The sequence below is a fragment of the Streptomyces sp. NPDC127177 genome, from assembly GCF_042672475.1.
GTDB lineage: Bacteria > Actinomycetota > Actinomycetes > Streptomycetales > Streptomycetaceae > Streptomyces.
Map to the genome: position 1 here is coordinate 36,409 of NZ_JBHXUW010000042.1, position 20,006 is coordinate 56,414.

14 protein-coding genes are annotated in these 20,006 nt (G+C 72.2%); 4 read left to right on the forward strand and 10 right to left on the reverse strand.

Translation table 11 applies throughout. The features are described from left to right. Window positions 1-18: 18 nt before the first annotated feature. The 3 genes from ACFVJX_RS24795 to ACFVJX_RS24805 all read right to left on the reverse strand — a co-directional run bounded on the left by ACFVJX_RS24795 (window position 19) and on the right by ACFVJX_RS24805 (window position 3,256). Window positions 19-387, reverse strand: coding sequence for a WhiB family transcriptional regulator (locus ACFVJX_RS24795; protein ID WP_362957428.1), 369 nt, complete (start codon window positions 385-387; stop codon window positions 19-21). A 173-nt stretch (window positions 388-560) separates the two neighbouring features. After that, the gene (locus ACFVJX_RS24800; RefSeq protein ID WP_384130624.1) at window positions 561-896 is read right to left on the reverse strand and encodes a hypothetical protein; all 336 of its coding nucleotides are present in this window, start codon (window positions 894-896) and stop codon (window positions 561-563) included. Between the two features lie 167 nt (window positions 897-1,063). Then, the gene (locus ACFVJX_RS24805) at window positions 1,064-3,256 is read right to left on the reverse strand and encodes an ATP-dependent DNA helicase UvrD2 (protein ID WP_384130627.1); all 2,193 of its coding nucleotides are present in this window, start codon (window positions 3,254-3,256) and stop codon (window positions 1,064-1,066) included. Between the two features lie 219 nt (window positions 3,257-3,475). Here ACFVJX_RS24805 and ACFVJX_RS24810 point away from each other — a divergent pair, with 219 nt between their 5' ends. After that, window positions 3,476-3,718: a mycoredoxin gene (locus ACFVJX_RS24810; RefSeq protein WP_384130630.1), complete on the forward strand. Its 243-nt coding sequence runs from the start codon at window positions 3,476-3,478 to the stop codon at window positions 3,716-3,718. Between the two features lie 98 nt (window positions 3,719-3,816). Beyond that, window positions 3,817-4,629: a phosphotransferase gene (locus ACFVJX_RS24815; protein WP_384130632.1), complete on the forward strand. Its 813-nt coding sequence runs from the start codon at window positions 3,817-3,819 to the stop codon at window positions 4,627-4,629. A 98-nt stretch (window positions 4,630-4,727) separates the two neighbouring features. Here the strand turns inward: ACFVJX_RS24815 and ACFVJX_RS24820 are convergent, their stop codons facing one another. From ACFVJX_RS24820 to ACFVJX_RS24840, 5 genes are all read right to left on the reverse strand, one after another. After that, on the reverse strand, window positions 4,728-5,588 hold the full coding sequence (locus ACFVJX_RS24820; RefSeq protein WP_384130635.1) for a bifunctional 5,10-methylenetetrahydrofolate dehydrogenase/5,10-methenyltetrahydrofolate cyclohydrolase: 861 nt from the start codon (window positions 5,586-5,588) through the stop codon (window positions 4,728-4,730). Continuing rightward, entirely contained in the window at window positions 5,561-5,749 is a 189-nt protein-coding gene (locus ACFVJX_RS24825) for a hypothetical protein (protein WP_384130638.1), read from the reverse strand. Before ACFVJX_RS24825 ends, ACFVJX_RS24820 begins: the two co-directional genes overlap by 28 nt. Before the next feature lie 75 nt (window positions 5,750-5,824). Next, entirely contained in the window at window positions 5,825-6,769 is a 945-nt protein-coding gene (nudC, locus tag ACFVJX_RS24830; protein ID WP_384130641.1) for an NAD(+) diphosphatase, read from the reverse strand. A 44-nt stretch (window positions 6,770-6,813) separates the two neighbouring features. Continuing rightward, on the reverse strand, window positions 6,814-8,208 hold the full coding sequence (locus ACFVJX_RS24835; protein ID WP_384130644.1) for a dipeptidase: 1,395 nt from the start codon (window positions 8,206-8,208) through the stop codon (window positions 6,814-6,816). Between the two features lie 10 nt (window positions 8,209-8,218). Then, the gene (locus ACFVJX_RS24840) at window positions 8,219-11,755 is read right to left on the reverse strand and encodes a UvrD-helicase domain-containing protein (RefSeq protein WP_384130645.1); all 3,537 of its coding nucleotides are present in this window, start codon (window positions 11,753-11,755) and stop codon (window positions 8,219-8,221) included. A gap of 229 nt (window positions 11,756-11,984) precedes the next feature. Between ACFVJX_RS24840 and ACFVJX_RS24845 the strand changes: the two genes are divergently transcribed. Then, window positions 11,985-12,914, forward strand: a complete 930-nt coding sequence (locus ACFVJX_RS24845; RefSeq protein WP_384130648.1) for an SAM-dependent methyltransferase — start codon at window positions 11,985-11,987, stop codon at window positions 12,912-12,914. Window positions 12,915-12,929: 15 nt separating this feature from the next. On the opposite strand, the gene ACFVJX_RS24850 is transcribed toward ACFVJX_RS24845, so the two are convergent. Together ACFVJX_RS24850 and ACFVJX_RS24855 are read right to left on the reverse strand one after the other, a co-directional pair. After that, a complete protein-coding gene (locus tag ACFVJX_RS24850) occupies window positions 12,930-16,358 on the reverse strand; it encodes an ATP-dependent helicase (protein WP_384130651.1) in 3,429 nt (1,142 codons plus the stop codon). A gap of 224 nt (window positions 16,359-16,582) precedes the next feature. Next, entirely contained in the window at window positions 16,583-16,987 is a 405-nt protein-coding gene (locus tag ACFVJX_RS24855) for an MGMT family protein (RefSeq protein ID WP_384130681.1), read from the reverse strand. Window positions 16,988-17,208: 221 nt separating this feature from the next. Here ACFVJX_RS24855 and ACFVJX_RS24860 point away from each other — a divergent pair, with 221 nt between their 5' ends. Beyond that, window positions 17,209-19,938, forward strand: coding sequence for a lysylphosphatidylglycerol synthase domain-containing protein (locus ACFVJX_RS24860; protein WP_384130653.1), 2,730 nt, complete (start codon window positions 17,209-17,211; stop codon window positions 19,936-19,938). The last annotated feature ends 68 nt before the right edge of the window (window positions 19,939-20,006 follow it).

Sequence of the window (20,006 nt, forward strand, 5' to 3'; positions counted from 1 at the left end):
CAGCTCCCAGGTCGGCGATCACGCCGCGACCGGGTTCTTGCGCGGACGGCCACGCGGCCGCTTGCGAGCAACGACGACACCCTGGATGAAGAGCTCGCCACCCCAGACACCCCACGGCTCGCGGCGCTCCTTGGCACCGGCGAGGCAGGCCTCGACGAGCGGACACGTGCGGCAGAGGGACTTGGCGTACTCGACGTCGGCCGGCGACTCGGCGAAGAAGACCTCGGGGTCGTAGGAACGGCAGGGAACGGGCACGCCCAGGTTCTCGATGGCGTCGTCGAGCGCGGTGAGCGCAGTGAGCGGGGTCAAGGTGGAGTCCTCCGTGAGGCCGGGCGGGGGGATCGTTTCGGAAGGCGGTACGGACGGGGCGTGCGCTTCGAGTTGCACGGTGGTGGTGTCCTCGTCTGGTCGTTTCCGGCCTGTTGGCCGGGGGGCGGCTGGTACCAGGTGTTACTTGTCCCGAGGCTCCTTCGTGCTGTCTCGTCCGTTCGGACAAAACAAAAGGGCCGCGGATCCCGAGTGGGGTTCCGCGGCCCTGAAGGCGCCGGCCTGATCGTCGATCAGGCTGGATCTCTCCAGGGTTCAGGCCCACGGAAGGCCCACATCGTGTGGTGGTGCGTCGTCTGCTTCTTGGCTCCGGCTTCCGCTCCCGCACCGACGGCCGCAAAGGCATAGGCCTGGGCCTGTCCCTTCGCTACTTCTGCTGCCGGTGCCTGGGTCGGTCGCTCATTGCGCTCCCGCACGGGAAGGCTTGCCGGGGACAGCGGGCTGACGGCGGAGATGCCGGACATACCGGTGCCACGCAGCGAAGACTTCGAAGAGCAGGCGAGGCCGAGCGAGCAGGCGGAGACGACCGAGAGATCGGTCATTTTGTTGGTCTTGATGATGCTGATCACTTCAATCGCCTCCTCTCGGCGTCTCGGGCGGACCGGCCAAGCCGGTCCTACGTATTCGGAATAAGTACAGCACAGGGTCAGGGCTTCAGAGAAGACGCTGTTCCCGTGGTTAAGAACCTATGGTGACGACTGGTGCGGGCGCAAACTATTTTTTCGACGAGTTTTTCTCACACCTCTCCGTCGGCCTCCGCAGGCTCCTCCATCCCGTCCCCACCTGCGCAGATGTCCAGCACGGCGGCACCGAACCGGCCCAGCTTCCGCGCGCCGACCCCGGAGATCACGGCCAGTTCGCCCTCGCTGCCGGGCACCGCCTCCGCGATGGCCATCAGCGTCTTGTCGGTGAAGACGCAGTAGGCGGGCTGGCTGATCTCCTGCGCCCGCGCCGCACGCCAGTCGCGCAGCCGCTCGTACAACGCCTCGTCCATGTCGGACGGGCAGTCGTCACAACGCATCAGCTTCATCTCGCCGGCGTCGGTGAGGGTCTTGCCGCACACCCTGCACAGCGCCGGCCCGCGCCGCTTGCGCCGGAGCGAAGCCGGGCGCTCGATACCGCTGCCGCCTCCGCCGGCCGCACTCCTGCCGCCCGGCGCAGCGGAGCCGGGGCGCAGCCCGTTCAGGAAGCGGCTCGGCCGGCGGCTCGCCCGGCCGCCTGGCGAGCGGGCGAGCGACCACGACAGCGAGAGGTGGAAGCGGGCCCGGGTGACGCCGACGTACAGCAGCCGGCGCTCCTCCTCGACCTGCTCGTCCGTCTTGGCGTAGGTGATCGGCATCATGCCCTCGGTCAGCCCGACCAGGAACACGGCGTCCCACTCCAGGCCCTTTGCCGAGTGCAGCGAGGCCAGGGTGACCCCCTGGACCGTGGGGGCGTGCTGGGCCGCGGCCCGCTCGTCCAGTTCGGCGACGAGGTCGGAGAGGGTCGCGCCCGGCCTGGCCTGTTCGAAGTCCTCGGCGAGCCTGACCAGCGCGGCCAGCGACTCCCAGCGGTCGCGCACCGCCCCGGATCCGGCGGGTGGCTCGCTCCGCCAGCCCTTGGTGGAGAGCACGGCACGGACCTCGGCGGGCAGCCCCTCCGCATCGTCCAGCAGGGAGTCGTTGCCCCCCGCGCGGGCGGCGCCGCGCAGCGCGACGCCCGCTTCCCGTACCTCCGCGCGCTCGAAGAACCGCTCCGCGCCCCGCAGCTGGTACGGCACGCCCTGGTCGGCCAGGGCCTGCTCGTAGACCTCGGACTGGGAGTTGACCCGGTAGAGCACGGCGATCTCGCCCGCCGGGACGCCCGCCGCGATCAGGTCCCGGATGCGGCGCGCGGTGCCCTCGGCCTCGGCGGGTTCGTCCGCGTACTCCGTATAGGCGGGCTCGGGGCCACGCTCGCGCTGCGAGACCAGTTCGAGCCGGTGCTCGGCGGCCCTGCCCCGGGCCGCCCCGAGCAGCCCGTTGGCCAGGTGCACCACCTGGGGGGTGGAGCGGTAGTCCCGGACGAGCTTGACGACGGTGGCCCGGGGGTGGCGGGTGCGGAAGTTGAGCAGATGGTCGGGGGTGGCTCCGGTGAAGGAGTAGATCGTCTGGCTGGCGTCGCCGACGACGCAGAGGTTGTCCCGGTCGCCGAGCCAGAGGTCGAGCAGTCGCTGCTGGAGCGGGCTGACGTCCTGGTACTCGTCGACGACGAAGTGCTGGTACTGACGGCGCACGTGGTCGGCGATGTCGTGGCGGTCCTGGAGGATGCCGACGGTGAGGAGCAGCACGTCCTCGAAGTCGATCACCGTGCGGTCCCGCTTGAGCTGCTCGTACATCGCGTAGACCTGCGAGATCTCGGCCGGATCGCGCGGGGCGTCCCGCTGGGACTTGGCGACGACGGCCGGATAGTCGGCGGGCACGGTCTGGGTGACCTTGGCCCACTCGATCTCGCTCGTGACATCGCGGAGCTCATTGCGGTCGAGCCGGATGCCGCAGCGGGCCGCGGCCTCGGCCACCAGCTGGACCTTGCGCTCCAGCAGCCGGGGCAGATCACCACCGACGGCTTTCGGCCAGAAGTACTGGAGCTGGCGCAGGGCCGCGGAGTGGAAGGTCCGCGCCTGCACCCCGCCGGCTCCGAGCTGGCGCAGCCGCCCCCGCATCTCGCCGGCGGCCCGGTTGGTGAAGGTGACTGCAAGCACGCTCGTCGGCTGGATTATCCCGGCGCGCACCCCGTAGGCGATGCGGTGCGTGATGGCCCGCGTCTTGCCCGTACCGGCTCCGGCCAGCACGCACACCGGGCCCTGCAGGGCCACGGCGACCTCGCGCTGCTCGGGGTCGAGCCCGTCGAGGACGGCGTCGGCGGAGTCGGGGACCTGTGGGAAGAGGGTGGAATGCGTTGCTGATGTCACCCCGCCATGCTGCCAGGTCGAAAGGGGCCCACGTGGAAGTTGTCCACAGGGGTGCGGTATCCGTCGTACTAATGGGGAGCGGTGCGGGGAATGGCGGCCAGGTCACGTACGTTCTCCCTCCGTGCGGCAACGCACATCCCCGGTCCTCCGTGTGACGGACGAGACCGGGAGGGATGTGGCGGGATTGCCGGGACCGATGAGACAGAGGAGCGCGAAGACATGCCGGGCACTGTGACGATGTACAGCACCACGTGGTGCGGATACTGCCGTCGGCTCAAGGGCCAGATGGACCGCGAGGGCATCGCGTACACCGAGATCAACATCGAGCAGGACCCGGATTCCGCGGCCTTCGTCGAGAAGGCGAACGGCGGGAACCAGACGGTCCCGACCGTTCTCTTCCCCGACGGTTCGACGCTGACCAACCCTTCGCTGGCGCAGGTGAAGCAGGCGCTCGGCGCCTGACCCGCCCCGATGGGAGGACCCCCGACCGGCCCGGCGCCGGACCGGGGGTTCTCCCATGTCCGGACGGTGCGAGGCCGGCCGGCGGTAGCGTGGGCGGCATGACGGCCGAGGGCGGGGCGGACGGCGAGGCGCTGGCCGGCGGAATGGTCAACACGGGGGCGGTCTTCCGCCGGGGTGACCTGGTGGAACGCCCGGCACCGCCCAACGCGTCCGCCCTCCACGCCCACCTCCTCGCGTTGAAGGAGCACGGCTTCGACGCGGCTCCGGTCCCCGTCGGCCTCGGCGCCGACGGTCGCGAGCAGCTGACCTTCGTCCCCGGCGAGGTGGCTCTGCCGCCCTTCCCGCCCTGGGCGATGACGACGACCGCCCTCGAATCGGTGGGGGTCCTGCTGCGCCGCCTGCACGAGGCCGGCGCGGCCGTCGCTGTCGACCCGGACGCCCGGTGGCCCCAGGACCTCGCCGATCCGGAGGGAGGAACCACGCTGTGCCACAACGACGTGTGCCCGGAGAACGTCGTCTTCCGTGACGGTCGTGCCGCCGCCCTGATCGACTTCGACCTGACGGCTCCGGGCCGTCCTCTCTGGGACGTCGCCATGGCTGCCCGCTACTGGGTGCCCATGCTCGATCCGGTGTCCGCTTCGGCCCTGCACCCCGCCGGTCTGGACGCTCCCGCACGGCTGCGGGTCCTCGCCGACGGCTACGGTCTCTCCGCGAGGGACCGTGCCGAACTGCCCGTTGCGATCGAACAGGCCACGGAGACCTGCCGGGCCTTCGTCGCCCGCCGCGTGGCCGACGGCGATCCCGTCTACTGCCAGGTGCTGGCCGAGCGTGGCGGATGGCGGCGCTGGGACCGTATGCAGGCCTGGCTGGCCGACCACCGCGAGACGTTCACGGTCGCTCTGCTGGGCTGAGGGTGCTGCCGGACCGGCCCCCCGTACCTGCCGGTGCGGGGGGGGCCGGTCCATGCCTGTCTGCGAACGTCGGCGCATCGCCGGGCCCATCCGTCCGGTCAGCCCAGGCCGAGCTGCCTGGAGGCCGCCGCCACCGTCTGTTCGAGAAGGACGGCGATGGTCATGGGGCCGACACCCCCCGGCACCGGAGTGATCAGGCTCGCGTGCTCGGAAGCGGTGGCGAAATCGACGTCACCGACGTTGCCCTCGTTGTAGCCCGCGTCGATCACCACCGCGCCCGGCTTGATGTCCGCGCCCGTGATGAAGCGCGGCCGGCCCACGGCCGCCACCAGCACGTCCGCCTGCCGCACGATCGAGGAGAGGCCGGCGGTGTACGAGTGGCAGTAGGTCACCGTGGCGTTGCGGCCCAGGAGCAGCATTCCGGCGGGCTTGCCCAGGATGGCGCTGCGGCCGACGACCACCGCGTGCTTGCCCGCGAGGGCGACCTCGTAGGCGTCGAGCAGCCGCATGATGCCGCCGGGGGTGCAGGAGACGAATCCCGGGAGGCCGAAGCCCATCGCGGCGAAGGAGTGCATGGTGACCCCGTCGACGTCCTTCTCCGGGGCGATCGCCTCGAAGGCGGCCCGCTCGTCGATGTGCGGGCCCATCGGGTGCTGGAGCAGGATGCCGTGCACTCCCGGGTCCTGCGAGAGGGCGGTGACGGCGGCGACCACGTCCTGGGTGGTGGATTCGGCCGGGAGGGCCACGTGCCGGGACTCGATGCCGGCGCGGGCGCAGCGGTTTCGCTTCATCCTGACGTACGTCACCGAGGACGGGTCCTCGCCGACCAGGACGGTCGCGAGACAGGGGGCCGTCCCGGTGCGCAGCCGGATCTCCTCGGCCGCGGCGGTGGTCTGCTCGACGCTCCGGCGGGCGAGGCCCGCGCCGTCCATCAACTGAGCCGTGCGGGTCTGGTCCATGTGGTGCTCCTGGGCGCGTGGGCGATCACGTCGGCCACTGGGGCCGCGGGGATCGCGGGGTCGTGGTCGGTCGCCCAGGCGCACGGCTCCGGCAGCCCCGGTGGACTGCCGGTGTTCTCGGCGGCCGCTCCCCGGTGGTGCTCCACCTCAGCGCCAGTCACGGCCCGCGTCCACTGTAGAGCCGCGGGAGCGGGGGACTCTGGCCGCACTCCCCCGCCCGCTTCCTCGCCGCGGTGTCAGCCGGCGCTGCGCGGCTTCGGGAGCGGCTTCCCGTACCAGATCTCGATCAGGCGGGCCGCGATCGAGATGCCGAACGGGGGCAGGATCTCGCCCGACTCGAAGGCGGCGGTCAGCTCCTCGCGGGAGAACCAGCGGGCCTCCTCGATCTCCTCGCCGTCCACGTTGATCTCGTACGTCGTGGCCCGCGCCATGAAGCCGAGCATCAGGCTGGACGGGAAGGGCCAGGGCTGGCTGGCGACGTACTCGACCTCGCCCACCGTGATGCCCGCTTCCTCGAACACCTCGCGCGCCACGGACTGCTCGATCGACTCGCCCGGTTCGACGAATCCGGCCAGGGTGGAGAAGCGGCCCTCGGGCCAGTGGACCTGGCGGCCGAGCAGGGCGCGGTCCTGGTCGTCGGTGACCAGCATGATGACCGCCGGGTCGGTGCGCGGGTAGTGCTCCGCGCCACAGGCCTGGCAGCGGCGGATGTGGCCGGCCGCCGCGATGACCGTGCGTTCGCCGCAGCGCGAGCAGAAGCGGTGCAGCCGCTGCCAGTTCTCCAGCGCGACAGCGTGCGCCATCAGACCGGCGTCACGGGCGCCGAGGAGCAGACCTGCCTCGCGCAGGCCCGCGGGACGGGCCGACTGGTCCATGCGGCCGGGCAGCGAGTCCTTCTGGAGGGCGAAGTAGCTGACGCCGTCCTCGCCGGTGCCGAGGAAGTAGCGGTGGGTCTCGGTGACGGGCGCCTCGAAGGCGGGGGTCATCACGAGTTCGGTGCCGTCGGCGGTGTCGTCGATCAGCACCTGCCCACCGGAGACGACGAAGACCCGGGTGGTCGGGTGGCTCCACGCGGCGGACAGCCATGCCTCGTCGAGGCGGTGGTGCGCGGCGCGGTCGATGCCGCTGGGCGCGGTCAGACCGATGGGACGGTCCGTGATGGCGTTGTCGAAGGTGCTCACAGGTGCTTCCTACTCCCCCGGGATGGATCGGGTGTTCAGAGGATTCAGCGGAGGGCGGCTGCCAGTTCGCCCCAGAGATGGGCGGTGGTCTCCACGCCCTTGAGCAGCAGGTCGAGTTCGACCTTCTCGTTGGGGGCGTGCCAGCCGTCGGACGGTACGGAGATGCCCAGGAAGAGGACGGGGGCGCCCAGCACGTCCTGGAGGTCGGCGGCGGGCCCTGAGCCTCCTTCGCGGGTGAAGAGGATCTTCTGGCCGAAGGCCCGTCCCATGGCGCGGGCCACGGCCCGCAGGGCGGGATGGTCCAGCGGGGTGAGGCAGGGGCGAGTGGCGGGGAGGAAGGTGATCCGGTGCCGGATCCCGGCCGGGATCCGCTTCTCGGCCCAGGTCCGCACGGCTTCCTGGATGCGGTCCGGTTCCTGTCCCGCGACCAGGCGGAAGCTGAGCTTCGCCCGTGCCGATGACGGGATGATCGTCTTGCTTCCGGCGCCCTGGTAGCCGCCGCCGATGCCGTTGACCTCGGCGGTCGGCCGGGCCCAGATCCGCTCCAGCGTGGAGTAGCCGGCCTCGCCCGACGCGCTCCGCGATTTGGCGGTGCGCAGCCAGGTGGCCTCGTCGAAGGGCAGCTCGGCGAAGAGGGCGCGTTCGTCGGCGGTGACGTCGGCCACGCCGTCGTAGAAACCGGGGACCGCCACCCGGCCGTCCTCGTCGTGGAGTGCCGCGACGAGCCGGGCGAGGGTGGTGGCGGGGTTGGGGACCGCGCCACCGAACGATCCGGAGTGGATGTCCTGGCCGGGCCCCCACAGCTCGATCTCGCATTCGGCGAGGCCGCGCATGCCCGTGCAGACGGTCGGCGTCGTCTCGTCCCACATGCCGGTGTCGGAGACGATCACGGCGTCTGCGGCGAGGCGCGCCGCCTGCTGCTCGACCAGGGCGCGGAAGTGCGGCGAACCGGACTCCTCCTCGCCCTCGACGATGAGCTTCAGGTGCACGGCGGGGGTGGTGCGGCCGGTGGTGGCCAGATGGGCCCGGACGCCGAGGGTGTGGAAGAACACCTGTCCCTTGTCGTCCGCCGCGCCGCGCCCGTACATCCGGCCGTCCTTGATCACCGGCTCGAACGGGTCCGTGTCCCAGCCGTCCTCGCGGGCGGCGGGCTGTACGTCGTGGTGTCCGTACACGAGGACGGTGGGGGCGTCCGCGTCGTCGGACGGCCACTCGGCGAACACGGCGGGCGCACCCGCCGTCTCCCAGACCTCGGCGACCGGGAATCCGGTCTCCTTCAGCTTGGCGGACAGCCACTCGGCACTGCGCCGTACGTCCCCGTCGTGCTCCGGCTGAGCGGATACGGACGGGATGCGCAGCCACTCGGCGAGGTCGTCGAGGAAGGGCGCGCGGTGCTGCTCGGTGTACGTGTGGACGGCGCTGTCCGGGGTGTCACTCATGACCTTCAGCTTATCCGCCCGTGAGGGGCGGCTCGTCCAGGAGGATGCGTTCCAGCTCCGGGCGGCCCGGCAGCCGGGCGGGGCGGACACTCTCACCGCTCCGGACGAAGAGGAACGTGGCCGTGACATCGGTGAGCGGCAGCCCGTGCAGTTCGGCCCAGGCGAGACGGTAGACGGCGAGCTGGAGCGGGTCGGCGGTGTTGCTGCGGCTGGTCTTCCAGTCGACGATCTCGTACGTGTCCCCGGTGCGGTAGACCGCGTCGATACGGCCCCGGATCACCCGTCCGGCCAGGGTGATCTGGAAGGGGGTCTCCACGCGGTACGGGGTGCGACGGGCGTACGGGGTGCGCTCGAAGGCCTCCTTGAGCTCGGCGAGATCGCGCTCGTCGGCGATGTCGGTGTCGCTCTCGTCACCGCCCGGCAGCTCGTCGGGGCCGAGCATCGGCAGCGGCAGCTCCTCGAAGCGGGACTCGACCCAGGCGTGGAAACGGGTACCGCGACGGGCGGCGGGCTGCGGGGGGCGGGGCATGGGGCGGGCCAGCTCCTGGGCGAAGCCGTCGGGGTCGTCGGCCAGGCGCAGCAGCTGGGTGGCGGAGAGCGAGGCGGGTACGAGGACGTCCCGCACGGTGGCTCGGGCCCTGCGCAGCTCCCCGGTGAGCGCGTCGAGGTCGCGGTCCCAGGAGGCGAGGGTGCGGGACTCCTCGGGGGTGAGACGCGGCGGGACCTCCTCGGGGGAACGGGCGGCCGGAACGTGCGGCGGCTGTGGGGCCTGCGCGGGCTGTGGTGTCGTCCGCGGGGGCACCTGCGGGACGTCGTCGGGGAAGGGTGCCTCGTCCAGGAAAGGGGCGTCCTCGGAGAACGGTTCGTCCTCCGGAAACGGTTCGTCCTCCGGAAACGGTTCGTCCTCCGGGAAGGGCTCATCCTCCGGGAACGGCTCGTCGCCCGGGAAGGCCCCGCCGCCGAGGTGAACCCCGTCCGGCTCGGGCGCCCCCTCCCGCGTCCCGTGCACCTCCGGCACGGGGCCCGCAGTGGCGAGTGCCGCCAGGTGGGCCATCACCGTGTCGGCGGCGGCCCGGCGGCGGGCCAGCGCCGTCCCGTCCAGGGGCAGCGGCCAGGCGTGATCGGCCGCCGACCCGGCGAGAGCCGGGTTCTCCTCGTCCTCGGCGGGTTCGTCCGCCCACGCCTCGATCTCGCCGTATCCGGCCTCGCAGTGCTCGTACAGCGCGTGCAGGAAGGCCGACGGGCCGCGCGGCTTCTTCTGGCTCGGGCCCCACCAGTGGCCGGAGCCGAGCAGCAGGGTGCGGGGGCGGGTGAAGGTGACGTAGCCGAGCCTCAGCTCCTCGGTGTGCTGGTGCTCCTTCATCTCCTCCTTGAAGCCCTTGAGGCCCTTGGCGTCGAAGGAGTGGATGACGGGCAGCGTGGCCGTGTCACCGCGCAGGGCGTGCGGGAGGACCTTGGACTGGGAGGTCCACGCGTCGCGGGACTGGCCGCTGGGGAACTGCCCGGTGACCAGTCCGGGGACGGCGACGACATCCCATTCCAGGCCCTTGGACTTGTGGGCGGTGAGGACCTTGACGGTGTTCTCGCCGCCGGGCAGTGCGTTGTCCAGGCCCTTCTCGTACTGGGCGGCGGTGCGCAGGAAACCGAGGAAGGCCAGGAGCGTGGCCTCCCCGTCGACGGCGGCGAAGCGGGCCGCGACGTCGAGGAAGTTGGCGAGGGTCTCGCGACGGCGGGCCGCCAGGGCCTGCGGCGACGCGGAGAGCTCGACTTCCAGGCCGGTGGTGGTGAGGACCCGGTGCAGTACGTCCATCAGTGGGTCGGCGAGCGAGCGGCGCAGATCGCGCAGTTCGGTGGCGAGACGGGCGAAGCGGATACGGGCCTCGGCGGAGAACGGCAGGTGGTCGTCCTCCTCGCCGCCGGAGTCGAGGAAGGTGTCCAGGGCGTCGGCCAGTGAGATGACCTCGGCCGGGTCGATGCCTTCGACGGCCTCGGCGAGACGGCGGTCGGGGTCGAAGTCCTCGTCGTCGCCGTGGGAGGCGCGGTGGACGAGGAGGCGGGCCCGGCGGCCGAGCAGGGCCAGGTCGCGGGGGCCGATCCGCCAGCGGGGGCCGGTGAGCAGCCGGACCAGGGAGGCGTTGGCCCCCGGATCCTGGAGGACCTCGCAGACCGCCACGAGGTCGGCGACCTCCGGGAGGTGCAGCAGCCCGGACAGACCGACGACCTCGACCGGGATGTCCCGGGACACCAGGGCGGCCTGGATCTGCGGGAAGTCGCCCGCGGTGCGGCACAGCACGGCGATCTCGCCGGGGGCCTTGCCGGTCCGCACGAGGTGCGCGATGGAGTCGGCGAGCCAGTCGATCTCCTCCGTGTGGGTGCGCAGCAGCGCACAGCGGACGATGCCGTCGCGCTCGGCGCCGGGGGCCGGGCGCAGTGCCTCGACGCCCTCGTGCATGGCGCGCAGCGGTTCGGCCAGTCCGTTGGCGAGGTGGAGGAGGCGGCCGCCCGAGCGGCGGTTCTCGCTGAGGGAGTAGCGGGTGGCTGGGGCGCCGTCGGCCTGGGGGAAGTGACTGGGGAAGTCGTCGAGGTTGGCGACGGAGGCACCGCGCCAGCCGTAGATGGCCTGGCAGGGATCACCGACGGCGGTGACGGCGTGCCCGGACGGGATGCCGTCGGGGCCGCTGCCGAAGAGCGCGGAGAGCAGGAGCCGCTGGGCGACGGAGGTGTCCTGGTACTCGTCGAGCAGGACGACCCGGTACTCCTCGCGCAGGATCGCGCCGACCTCGGGGCGGGTGAGGGCGAGCTGCGCGGAGAGCGCGATCTGGTCCCCGAAGTCGAGGAGGTCGCGGCTGCGCTTCGCCTCCCGGTAGCGCCGGGTCAGGGACAGCAGTTCGCGGCGGGCCTCGGCGGTCTCCGGGATCCTGCGCAGTTCGGCGTTGCTGAGCTTGGCGCTCTCCAGCGTTCGGAGCAGCTCGGTGTCGTAGTCGGCGAGCTGTTCGGGCCGTACGAGGTGTTCGGCGAGCTCGGCGTCGAGCGCCAGCAGATCGCTGACCAGGGTGGGGAAAGACCTGGTCAGGGCCGGATAGGGGCCGGGCGCCTCGCGCAGGACACGGGCGGCGAGCTGAAAGCGGGTGGCGTCGGCGAGCAGGCGGACGGTGGGTTCGAGCCCTATCCGCAGTCCGTGCTCGGTCAGGAGCCGGCCGGCGAACGCGTGGTACGTGGAGATGCCGGGTTCGCCCGGCGGGTTGTCCGGGTCGATGGTGTCCGGGTCGGTGACACCGGCCGCGATCAGGGCCTTGCGGACACGCTCCGCCAGCTCGCCGGCCGCCTTGTTGGTGAAGGTGAGGCCGAGTACCTGCTCGGGGGCGACCTGCCCGGTCCCGACCAGCCACACCACGCGGGCCGCCATCACCGTGGTCTTCCCCGACCCCGCTCCGGCAACGATCACCTGCGGGGCGGGCGGCGCGGTGATGCACGCCGTCTGCTCCGGGGTGAAGGGGATCCCGAGGAGCTCCTTGAGCTGCTCGGGATCGGTGATGCGTGAGGACACTCCACAGAGGCTAACCGGGCGCACCGACAACCCACGAAGTCCTGAGCGCGCAACCCACGAAGTCCCGAGCACGCGAACCGGGGGCATGGGCGTGCGCGGACCGGAGCCGTGGGCGTGCGCGAACCGGGGCCATGGGCCGTGCGCGAACCGTGTCACGGTGGCGCGCAGGCGGTCGGTGACCGTCTAGATTGACTGCTTGTCGCATCAACAGCCTTACGAGGACGGTCATATGAGCGCCGACGCCCCCGCACCTGCTCCCGGCTCAGGCTCCCTGGACGCCACCGCCGCGCTCAGGAAGCGCATCGACACCACGAAGGCGCACCCGGCCCGTGTCTACGACGTCTTCCTCGGCGGCAAGGACAACTACCCGGCGGACCGCGAGGCCGCGGCGATGGCTCTGGCCGCCAACCCCCGCGGCTACCTCACCGTGCGGCACAACCGTGACTTCATGCGGCGCGCGGTGACCCTGGCGGCGAAGGCCGGGATCCGGCAGTTCCTGGACGTCGGCACCGGACTGCCGACGCAGCAGAACGTCCACCAGATCGCGCAGGCCGTCGCCCCCGAATCGAGGGTCGTCTACGTGGACAACGACCCGGTCGTCCTCGTACACGCGCAGGCCCTGCTCACCAGTGGCCCGGCAGGCCGGACCGACTACATCGAGGCGGATCTGCGCGATCCCGGGAAGATCCTCGAAGCCGCTCGGGCCACGCTCGACTTCGACCGGCCGGTCGCACTCGTGCTCGCCGCCGTACTCCACTTCATCGAGGACGACGAGGCCTATCCGATCGTGCGGCAGCTCGTCGACGCGCTGCCTTCGGGCAGTCATCTCGTGCTGAGCAACGTCAGCTCGGACCTCAACCCGGAGCAGGTCGGCAACATCACCAAGGGGTTCAAGGAGCGCGGCTTCGCCATGGTCCGCCGCTCGCACGCCCAGGTGGAGCGCTTCGTGACCGGCAACGGTCTGGAAATGCTCGAACCCGGTGTCGTCCCGGTGCACCGCTGGCGTCCCGAGCAGGTCATCGACCTCCCCGAGTCCGCGGACCCCGATCCGGAGTTCGTGGCGGGCCTGGACGAGCTGGACCGGACGCGCTACCAGGAGATCAACGACGTCACCGACGCGGACGTCAGTGTGTACGGAGTGGTGGCCCGCAAACCCTGACCCGCGCCCCGCCCGCTACTCCAGGACGTGGCGCCCTTCCGGCTGCGCGCTGCACGAGGCCCTGAAGGTGCAGTGGGTGCAGTGTTGGCCGGCCGTGGGTGTGAACCGTTCGTCCAGGACGCGGCCCGCGGCGGTCGCCAGCAGGTCGGATACCCACTCGGTGTCCGGCGGCTGCTGTGCCTGCACCTTGGGGACGGCGTCACCGCCCTCCTTCTTCGGCGCGGGCTGGCGCAGCTGTACGAGTTCGGCGCCGCCGGACTCCGGGCGCCGCCCGTCGAAGACGTCGTCCACGGCCCCTTCCCGGACGGCCAGCTGGTACACGGCGAGCTGGGGGTGGCGGGCCACCTCGTCCTTCGTCGGGGACTGCTTGCCCGTCTTGAAGTCGACGACGTAGGCCCGGCCCTCGGCGTCCCGTTCCACGCGGTCCATGGAGCCGCGGATGCGCACCTCGTACTCCCCGGCCTCCAGCGTCACGTCGAAGTCGTGCTCGCTGGCGGCCGGGGTGCGTCCGGTGCGGTCCATGACATGCCAGCGCAGGAAGCGTTCGAGGGCGACGCGTGCCTGCTCCTTCTCCTGCTGCGACTTCCAGGGCGCGTCGAAGACCAGCCCGTCCCAGACCGAGTCGAGCCGCTCCATGAGCACGGCCAGATCGGCTGGGGTGCGGCCGGAGGCCACCTCGTCGGCGAGTACGTGGACGACGTTGCCGAAGCCCTGGGCGGCGGTCGCGGGGGCGTCGGCCTTCACCTCGCGGCCGAGGAACCACTGGAGCGCGCAGGTGTTGGCCAGCTGGTCGAGCGCGCTGCCGGACAGGGCGACGGGCTGGTCCCGGTCGCGCAGCGGGACGGCCGAACGGGTCGGCTCGTACAGGCCCCACCAGCGGTAGGGATGGGCCGACGGCACTAGCGGCTGCCCCTCGTCGTCGGCGAGTGCGGCGAGCCGGGCGAGGCGGTGGGCGGCCTCCTCGCGCAGGGCGTCGGAGGCATCGGGGTCGACGGTGGTGGCGCGCAGTTCGGCCACGAGGGCGGCGACGGCGAGGGGGCGGCGCGGGCGGCCGGTGACGTCCCGGGGTTCGACGCCCAGCTCGGTGAGGAAGCGGGACGGCTGGTCGCCGTCGTCGGCCGGCGCCTTGACGGCGGTGACGACGAGGCGTTCGCGGGCCCGGGTGGCGGCCACGTAGAAGAGCCGGCGTTCCTCGGCGAGGAGGGCGCCCGGGGTGAGGGGCTCGGCGAGACCGTCGCGGCCGATCCGGTCCGCCTCCAGCAGCGAGCCGCGGCGGCGCAGGTCGGGCCAGAGGCCCTCCTGGACCCCGGCGACGACGACCATGCGCCACTCCAGGCCCTTGGAACGGTGCGCGGTCATCAGCCGTACGGCGTCGGGACGGGTGGAGCGCCTGGAGAGGATGTCGGCGGCGATGTCCTGGGCGTCGACCTCCTCGAGGAAGTTGAGCGCGCCGCGGCCTCCGGTGCGCTCCTCGGCGCGGGCAGCGGTGTCGAACAGGGCGCAGACCGCGTCGAGATCACGGTCGGCGTTGCGGCCGCCCGCGCCACCGCGCAGCGCGGCGCGCTCCAGCCTGCCCGGCCAGGGGGTACCGGACCACAGTTCCCACAGGGCCTCCTCGGCGGTGCCGCCGCCCTCCAGGAGTTCGCGGGCCTTGCGCAGCAGGGCGCCGAGGCGCTGGGCGCCGCGGGCGTACGCCGGATCGTGCGCGACGAGCCGCTCCGGCTCGGCGAGGGCGCGGGCCAGCAGATCACCGGAGGGTGCGGGCACCCGGTTCCCGGCGGCGCGTTCCTCGTCGCGCAGGGCCCGGCCGAGGCGGCGCAGATCTGCGGCGTCCATGGAGCCGAGGGGCGAGGCGAGGAGCGTCAGAGCGGTCTCGGTGTCGAGCCACCCGGACGGTGGACCGGGGGCCTGCGCCGTCTCCTGCCCGGCCCGCGCAGCTTCCTCCTGCACGGCTACTCCCCCGGCCCGCGCCGCCTCCGACCCCGCCCGCGCGGCTTCTCCCTCCGACTCCGCTCCTCGCCGCAGGGCCGCCGTCGCCACCGTGCGCAGGGCGGTCAGGAGCGGGGCCACCGCCGGTTCGTGGCGCAGCGGCAGATCGTCGCCGTCGACCTCCAGTGGGACGCCCGCCGAGGTCAGGGCCCGGCGCACCGCGGGGATCGTGCGGCCGCCGGCCCGGACGAGCACCGCCATCTCGCGCCACGGGACCCCGTCCTCCAGATGCGCCCGGCGCAACAGGTCCGCGATGTTGTCGAGCTCGGTGGAGGCGGTGGGATAGGTGTACGTCTCGACGCTGCCGCCCTCACGGACCGCGCCGAGTTCCCGGTGGGCGCGGACCTTCGCCGAGGGGAGCCGGGTCAGCGCCATCCGCCGGGTGAGCAGCCGGGTGGCGGCGAGCAGCCGTTCGCCGGAGCGGCGCGAGGTGGTGAGGACGCCGACCGGGGCCGGGGCGCCGTCCGCCCGCCGGAACACCTCGGGGAAGTCGAGGATGCCGTTCACGTCGGCGCCCCGGAACGCGTAGATCGACTGGTCCGGATCACCGAACGCGATCAGATTCCGGCCACCGCCGCCGCCCGGGGTGCTCCCCCGGTTCCCGGCCAGTGCGTGCAGCAGCCGCACCTGGGCGGGGTCGGTGTCCTGGTACTCGTCGACGAACACCAGGTCGTAGCTCCCCGCCAGCAGCGCCGACACCTCGGGGCGCTCCGCGAGGAGCACCGCCCGGTGGACCAGCTCCGCGTAGTCCAGCACCCCCTGGGCGTCGAGGACGTCCAGGTACTCGGCGAGGAACGCGGCGGCCGCGCTCCAGTCGGGCCGGCCGGTGCGCCGGGCGAAGTCGGCGAGGGCGTCCGGGCCGAGGCCCAGCTCACGGCTGCGGGCGAGCACCGCGCGCACCTCGTCGGCGAAGCCGCGCGTGGTCAGACAGGCGCGCAGTTCGTCGGGCCAGCGGATGTGGTCGTGGCCCTCCTTCTCCAGATCGAGCTGACCGGCCAGCAGATCGCGGACCGTGACGTCCTGCTCGGGTCCGGAGAGCAGCCGCAGCGGGTCCGCGAAGAGGTCGGCGTCCTGATGGGCGCGGACCAGGGCGTAACAGAAGGAGTGGAACGTGGTGGCCTGCGGGCCACGGACCGCGCCGAGCCGGGCGGCCATCCGGTCGCGGAGTTCGACGGCGGCCTTGCGGCTGAAGGTGAGGACCAGGATGCGGGCCGGGTCGGCGCCCCGGGCGACGCGGGCGGCGACCGTCTCGACGAGCGTGGTGGTCTTGCCCGTGCCCGGTCCGGCGAGGACCAGCAGCGGACCGCCGGGGTGGTCAACCACCGCACGCTGCGCTGCGTCCAGGAGAGGGGGGTCCACGGAGCCCGGCAGGGTACGCACCAGCCGGTAGGCGCCCGTGGTCAGCTGCCGTGGCTGACGGTACGGACTGTGCCGGGTGGTGGAGGAGGAGCTCACGTGGGTCGCCGGTCCTGGTGGGTGTGCTGATGATGAGCGCGCGGCGCCTGCCGCGAACTGACGACGCTACTCCGGCGCCGGCCCCGATTGCGGCGGGACGGCTGCGTGGATCGTCACGTTCCGGCCCGGGTGCGTCCGTCTTTCGGGCGAGCGCGTCGTCCCGTGCTTCCCGTACGCCGTACGGGCCCGGCTCCGCCCGAAGTGCCGGCGGATGGCCGAAGCTGTCAGATGTGAGCACCCCCGCCGTCCGCGCCCGGACCGCCCGCCATGCCGCCCGCCGCGCCGCCGGCGACGCCGTCCCACCGCGCGCGTCTCATGTCGAGACGCGGAACGTGCCCCTCCGCGCTGCGCGGCGCCTCGCGCAGCGGGGTGTTCTCCTCGCGGTAGTGATTCAGCGCACGCAGCTCGTGGCCGGGCAGCAGCGTCCCGTCGGAGCGCACGACGCGCCACCACGGCACCGCGCTCCCGTAGAGCGCCATGACCCGGCCGACCTGCCGCGGTCCGCCGTCCCCCAGCCACTCCGCGATGTCGCCGTAGGTCATGACACGGCCGGGCGGGATCAGTTCGGCCACATCGAGCACGCGCTCCGCGTACTCCGGCAACGCGTCGCTCGTCGGGTGTTCGCTCATCCGGCCCATCCTGCCGTACGCCACCGACAGTCCGGCCGGTTCCGTGTTCGGCCGGACACGGAGCGTGCGCACGATGGAAAAGGAGCGTATCTTGCGCTTCGCGCGCCCCTGCATCCCACCCTGATGCCCTCCTCCGCCCGCAGGCCGTGCCACCATCATGCGGGCGGTGACCGGTGATACGAGAAGACGAAGACCAATCAGAGGCGACGAAGGAGCAGGGCGTGCAGCCACCGAAGGCGGCCGACGCCTCTGACCCCGAGCCGCGCCCACAGGGGGCCGTGCCGGATCCGGAGACCGGCCCGGGGAGCACCTCCGGGAAGCCGGCCGGCGCGACGCTCTCCACCGCCGATGAAGAACTGACCGAGCGCGTCTCGGGGGACGAGCCCCTGCTCCCCGCCCGGGTGCACCGCCCATCCGACCTGCTGCGGCTGCTCATCGGCGTCCTGGCGATCGTCGTGCTGTTCTCCGTCGCCGCGTTCGCCCACGGCACGACCACCGGTCTCGAACAGGACATCAACAAGGGCACCGGGCAGGCACCCGATCTACTGATCAAGCTGGCCGGTCTGGTCTCCAGCATCGCGGTGCTGCTCGTCCCGGTCGCCTTCGCCATCGAGCGGCTGATCAAACGGGACGGGCTGCGGATCGCGGACGGTGTCCTGGCGGCCGTACTGGCGCACGGGGTGACGCTCGCGGCGGATCTCTGGGTCGCCAAGACCGCCTCCGGAACCATTCAGGACGCCCTGACCCAGCCGCAGCCGGGTGACGCGCTCACCGACCCCGTGCACGGATACCTCGCCCCCGTGATCGCCTATATGACGGCGGTCGGCATGGCGAGACGACCGCGCTGGCGGGTCGTGCTGTGGGTGGTGCTGCTTCTCGACGCCTTCGCCATGCTGGTCGGCGGCTACACCACACCGCTCTCGATCATCCTCACGGTACTGATCGGCTGGACGGTGGCGTACGGGACGCTGTACGCGGTCGGCTCGCCGAACGTCCGGCCGACGGGGCAGCACCTGATGGCCGGTCTGCGCCATGTCGGCTTCCGCCCCGTCACCGCGATGCGGGCCGACGACGCCCCCGACTCCGGCGACCAGAACGACCGCGGCAGGCGCTATCTGGTCTCACTGGAGGACGGACCGCCACTGGATGTGACGGTCGTCGACCGGGAGCAGCAGGCCCAGGGCTTCTTCTACCGGGTGTGGCGCAGGCTCACCCTGCGCGGGATCACCCAGCGGCGCTCCATCCAGTCGCTGCGGCAGGCGCTGGAGCAGGAGGCGCTGCTCGCGTACGCGGCGATCGCCGCCGGGGCCAACGCCCCCAAGCTGATCGCCACCTCCGAGCTGGGGCCCGACGCCGTGATGCTGGTGTACGAGCACATCGGCGGGCGTTCGCTGGACGCCCTGGAGGACGCCGACGTCACCGACGACCTGGTGCGCGGCGCCTGGCGCCAGGTGCAGGCGCTCCAGTCGAGGCGGATCGCGCACCGGAGGCTCACCGGTGACGCCCTGCTGGTGGATCGTTCCGGCAAGGTGTTCGTCACGGATCTGCGCGGCGGCGAGATCGCGGCCGGTGATCTGGTCCTGCGGATGGACGTCGCCCAGCTGCTCACGACGACCGGTCTGCGGGTCGGGGCCGAACGTGCGGTGGCAGCGGCGCTCGCCGTGGTCGGCCCGGACACGGTCGCGGACTCGCTGCCGCTGCTCCAGCCGATCGCGCTCAGCCGCTCAACCCGGGCGCATCTGCGCCGGCTCGCCCGGGAGCGCTCGCAGCGGGAGCGCGAGGCGGTGCTCGACGCTTCGGACGCGGCCAAGCGGGCCCGGACGCACGGTGCGGAGGTGTCCGAGGAAACGGGCCGCAAGGCCGTCCGCAAATCGCTGCGCACCGAGAAGCAGGCCGAGAAGCGGGCCATGGACGACGCGCTCGAAGAGGCCCGTGAGGAGGATCTGCTCTCCCAGATCCGCCGGGAGGTGCTGCTGATCCGGCCGCAGGCACCGGTCGAGCCGGTCCGTCTGGAGCGCATCAAACCCCGCACCCTGTTCAGCTTCATCGCAGGCGCCATCGCCGCGTACTTCCTGATCTCGCAGGTCACCGAGGCCGACTTCGGTGCGGTGGTCGAGCAGGCGGAGTGGGGCTGGGTGGCGGCCGCGCTCGGCTTCTCTGCCCTCAGCTACGTCGCGGCCGCGATGAGCCTGCTGGGCTTCGTGCCCGAGCGGGTGCCGTTCGGCAAGACGGTGCTGGCACAGATCGCCGGGTCGTTCGTGAAGATCGTGGCGCCGGCCGCGGTCGGCGGAGTCGCCCTGAACACCCGCTTCCTGCAACGTTCCGGCGTACGCCCCGGGCTCGCGGTCGCGAGTGTCGGTGCCTCGCAGTTGTTCGGACTCGGCTGTCACATCCTGCTGCTCGGTGCCTTCGGCTATCTGACCGGCACCGAGAAGACCCCGTCCTCGCTCACCCCTTCCAGGACCGTGATCGCGGGGCTCCTGACGGTCGCCGTGCTGGTGCTGGTGGTGACGGCGATCCCGTTCCTGCGGAAGTTCGTGGTGACCCGGGTGCGGTCGCTGTTCGCCGGCGTCGTACCCCGCATGCTCGACGTCGTACAGCGTCCGCAGAAGCTGCTCACCGGCATCGGCGGAATGCTGCTGCTCACCGGTCTGTTCGTGATGTGCCTGGACGCTTCGGTCCGGGCGTTCAGCGGTCCGGACACCCCGCACCTGAGCTACGCGAGCATCGCGGTGGTCTTCCTCGCCGGTAACGCGCTGGGTTCGGCGGCCCCCACCCCGGGCGGTATGGGGGCCGTCGAGGGCGCGCTGACGCTGGGTCTGATCGCGGTCGGCCTGCCGAAGGAGGTCGCGGCCCCGGCGGTGCTGCTCTTCCGGCTCATGACGCTGTGGCTGCCGGTCCTCCCCGGCTGGCTCTGCTTCAACCAGCTGACGCGCAAGGGCGCGCTCTAAGGGCCGTCCCGTCGCCGGACCGAGCGGGTGGCCACCCGCTTGGACCGGCGCCCCGTGCACCCTCCCCC

Coding starts and splice junctions, on each gene's coding strand:
- ACFVJX_RS24810 (WP_384130630.1), top strand. CDS start 3,476: ATGCCGGGCACTGTGACGATGTACAGCACCACGTGGTGCGGATACTGC.
- ACFVJX_RS24815 (WP_384130632.1), top strand. CDS start 3,817: ATGACGGCCGAGGGCGGGGCGGACGGCGAGGCGCTGGCCGGCGGAATG.
- ACFVJX_RS24820 (WP_384130635.1), bottom strand. CDS start 5,588: ATGGACCAGACCCGCACGGCTCAGTTGATGGACGGCGCGGGCCTCGCC.
- ACFVJX_RS24835 (WP_384130644.1), bottom strand. CDS start 8,208: ATGAGTGACACCCCGGACAGCGCCGTCCACACGTACACCGAGCAGCAC.
- ACFVJX_RS24845 (WP_384130648.1), top strand. CDS start 11,985: ATGAGCGCCGACGCCCCCGCACCTGCTCCCGGCTCAGGCTCCCTGGAC.
- ACFVJX_RS24855 (WP_384130681.1), bottom strand. CDS start 16,987: ATGAGCGAACACCCGACGAGCGACGCGTTGCCGGAGTACGCGGAGCGC.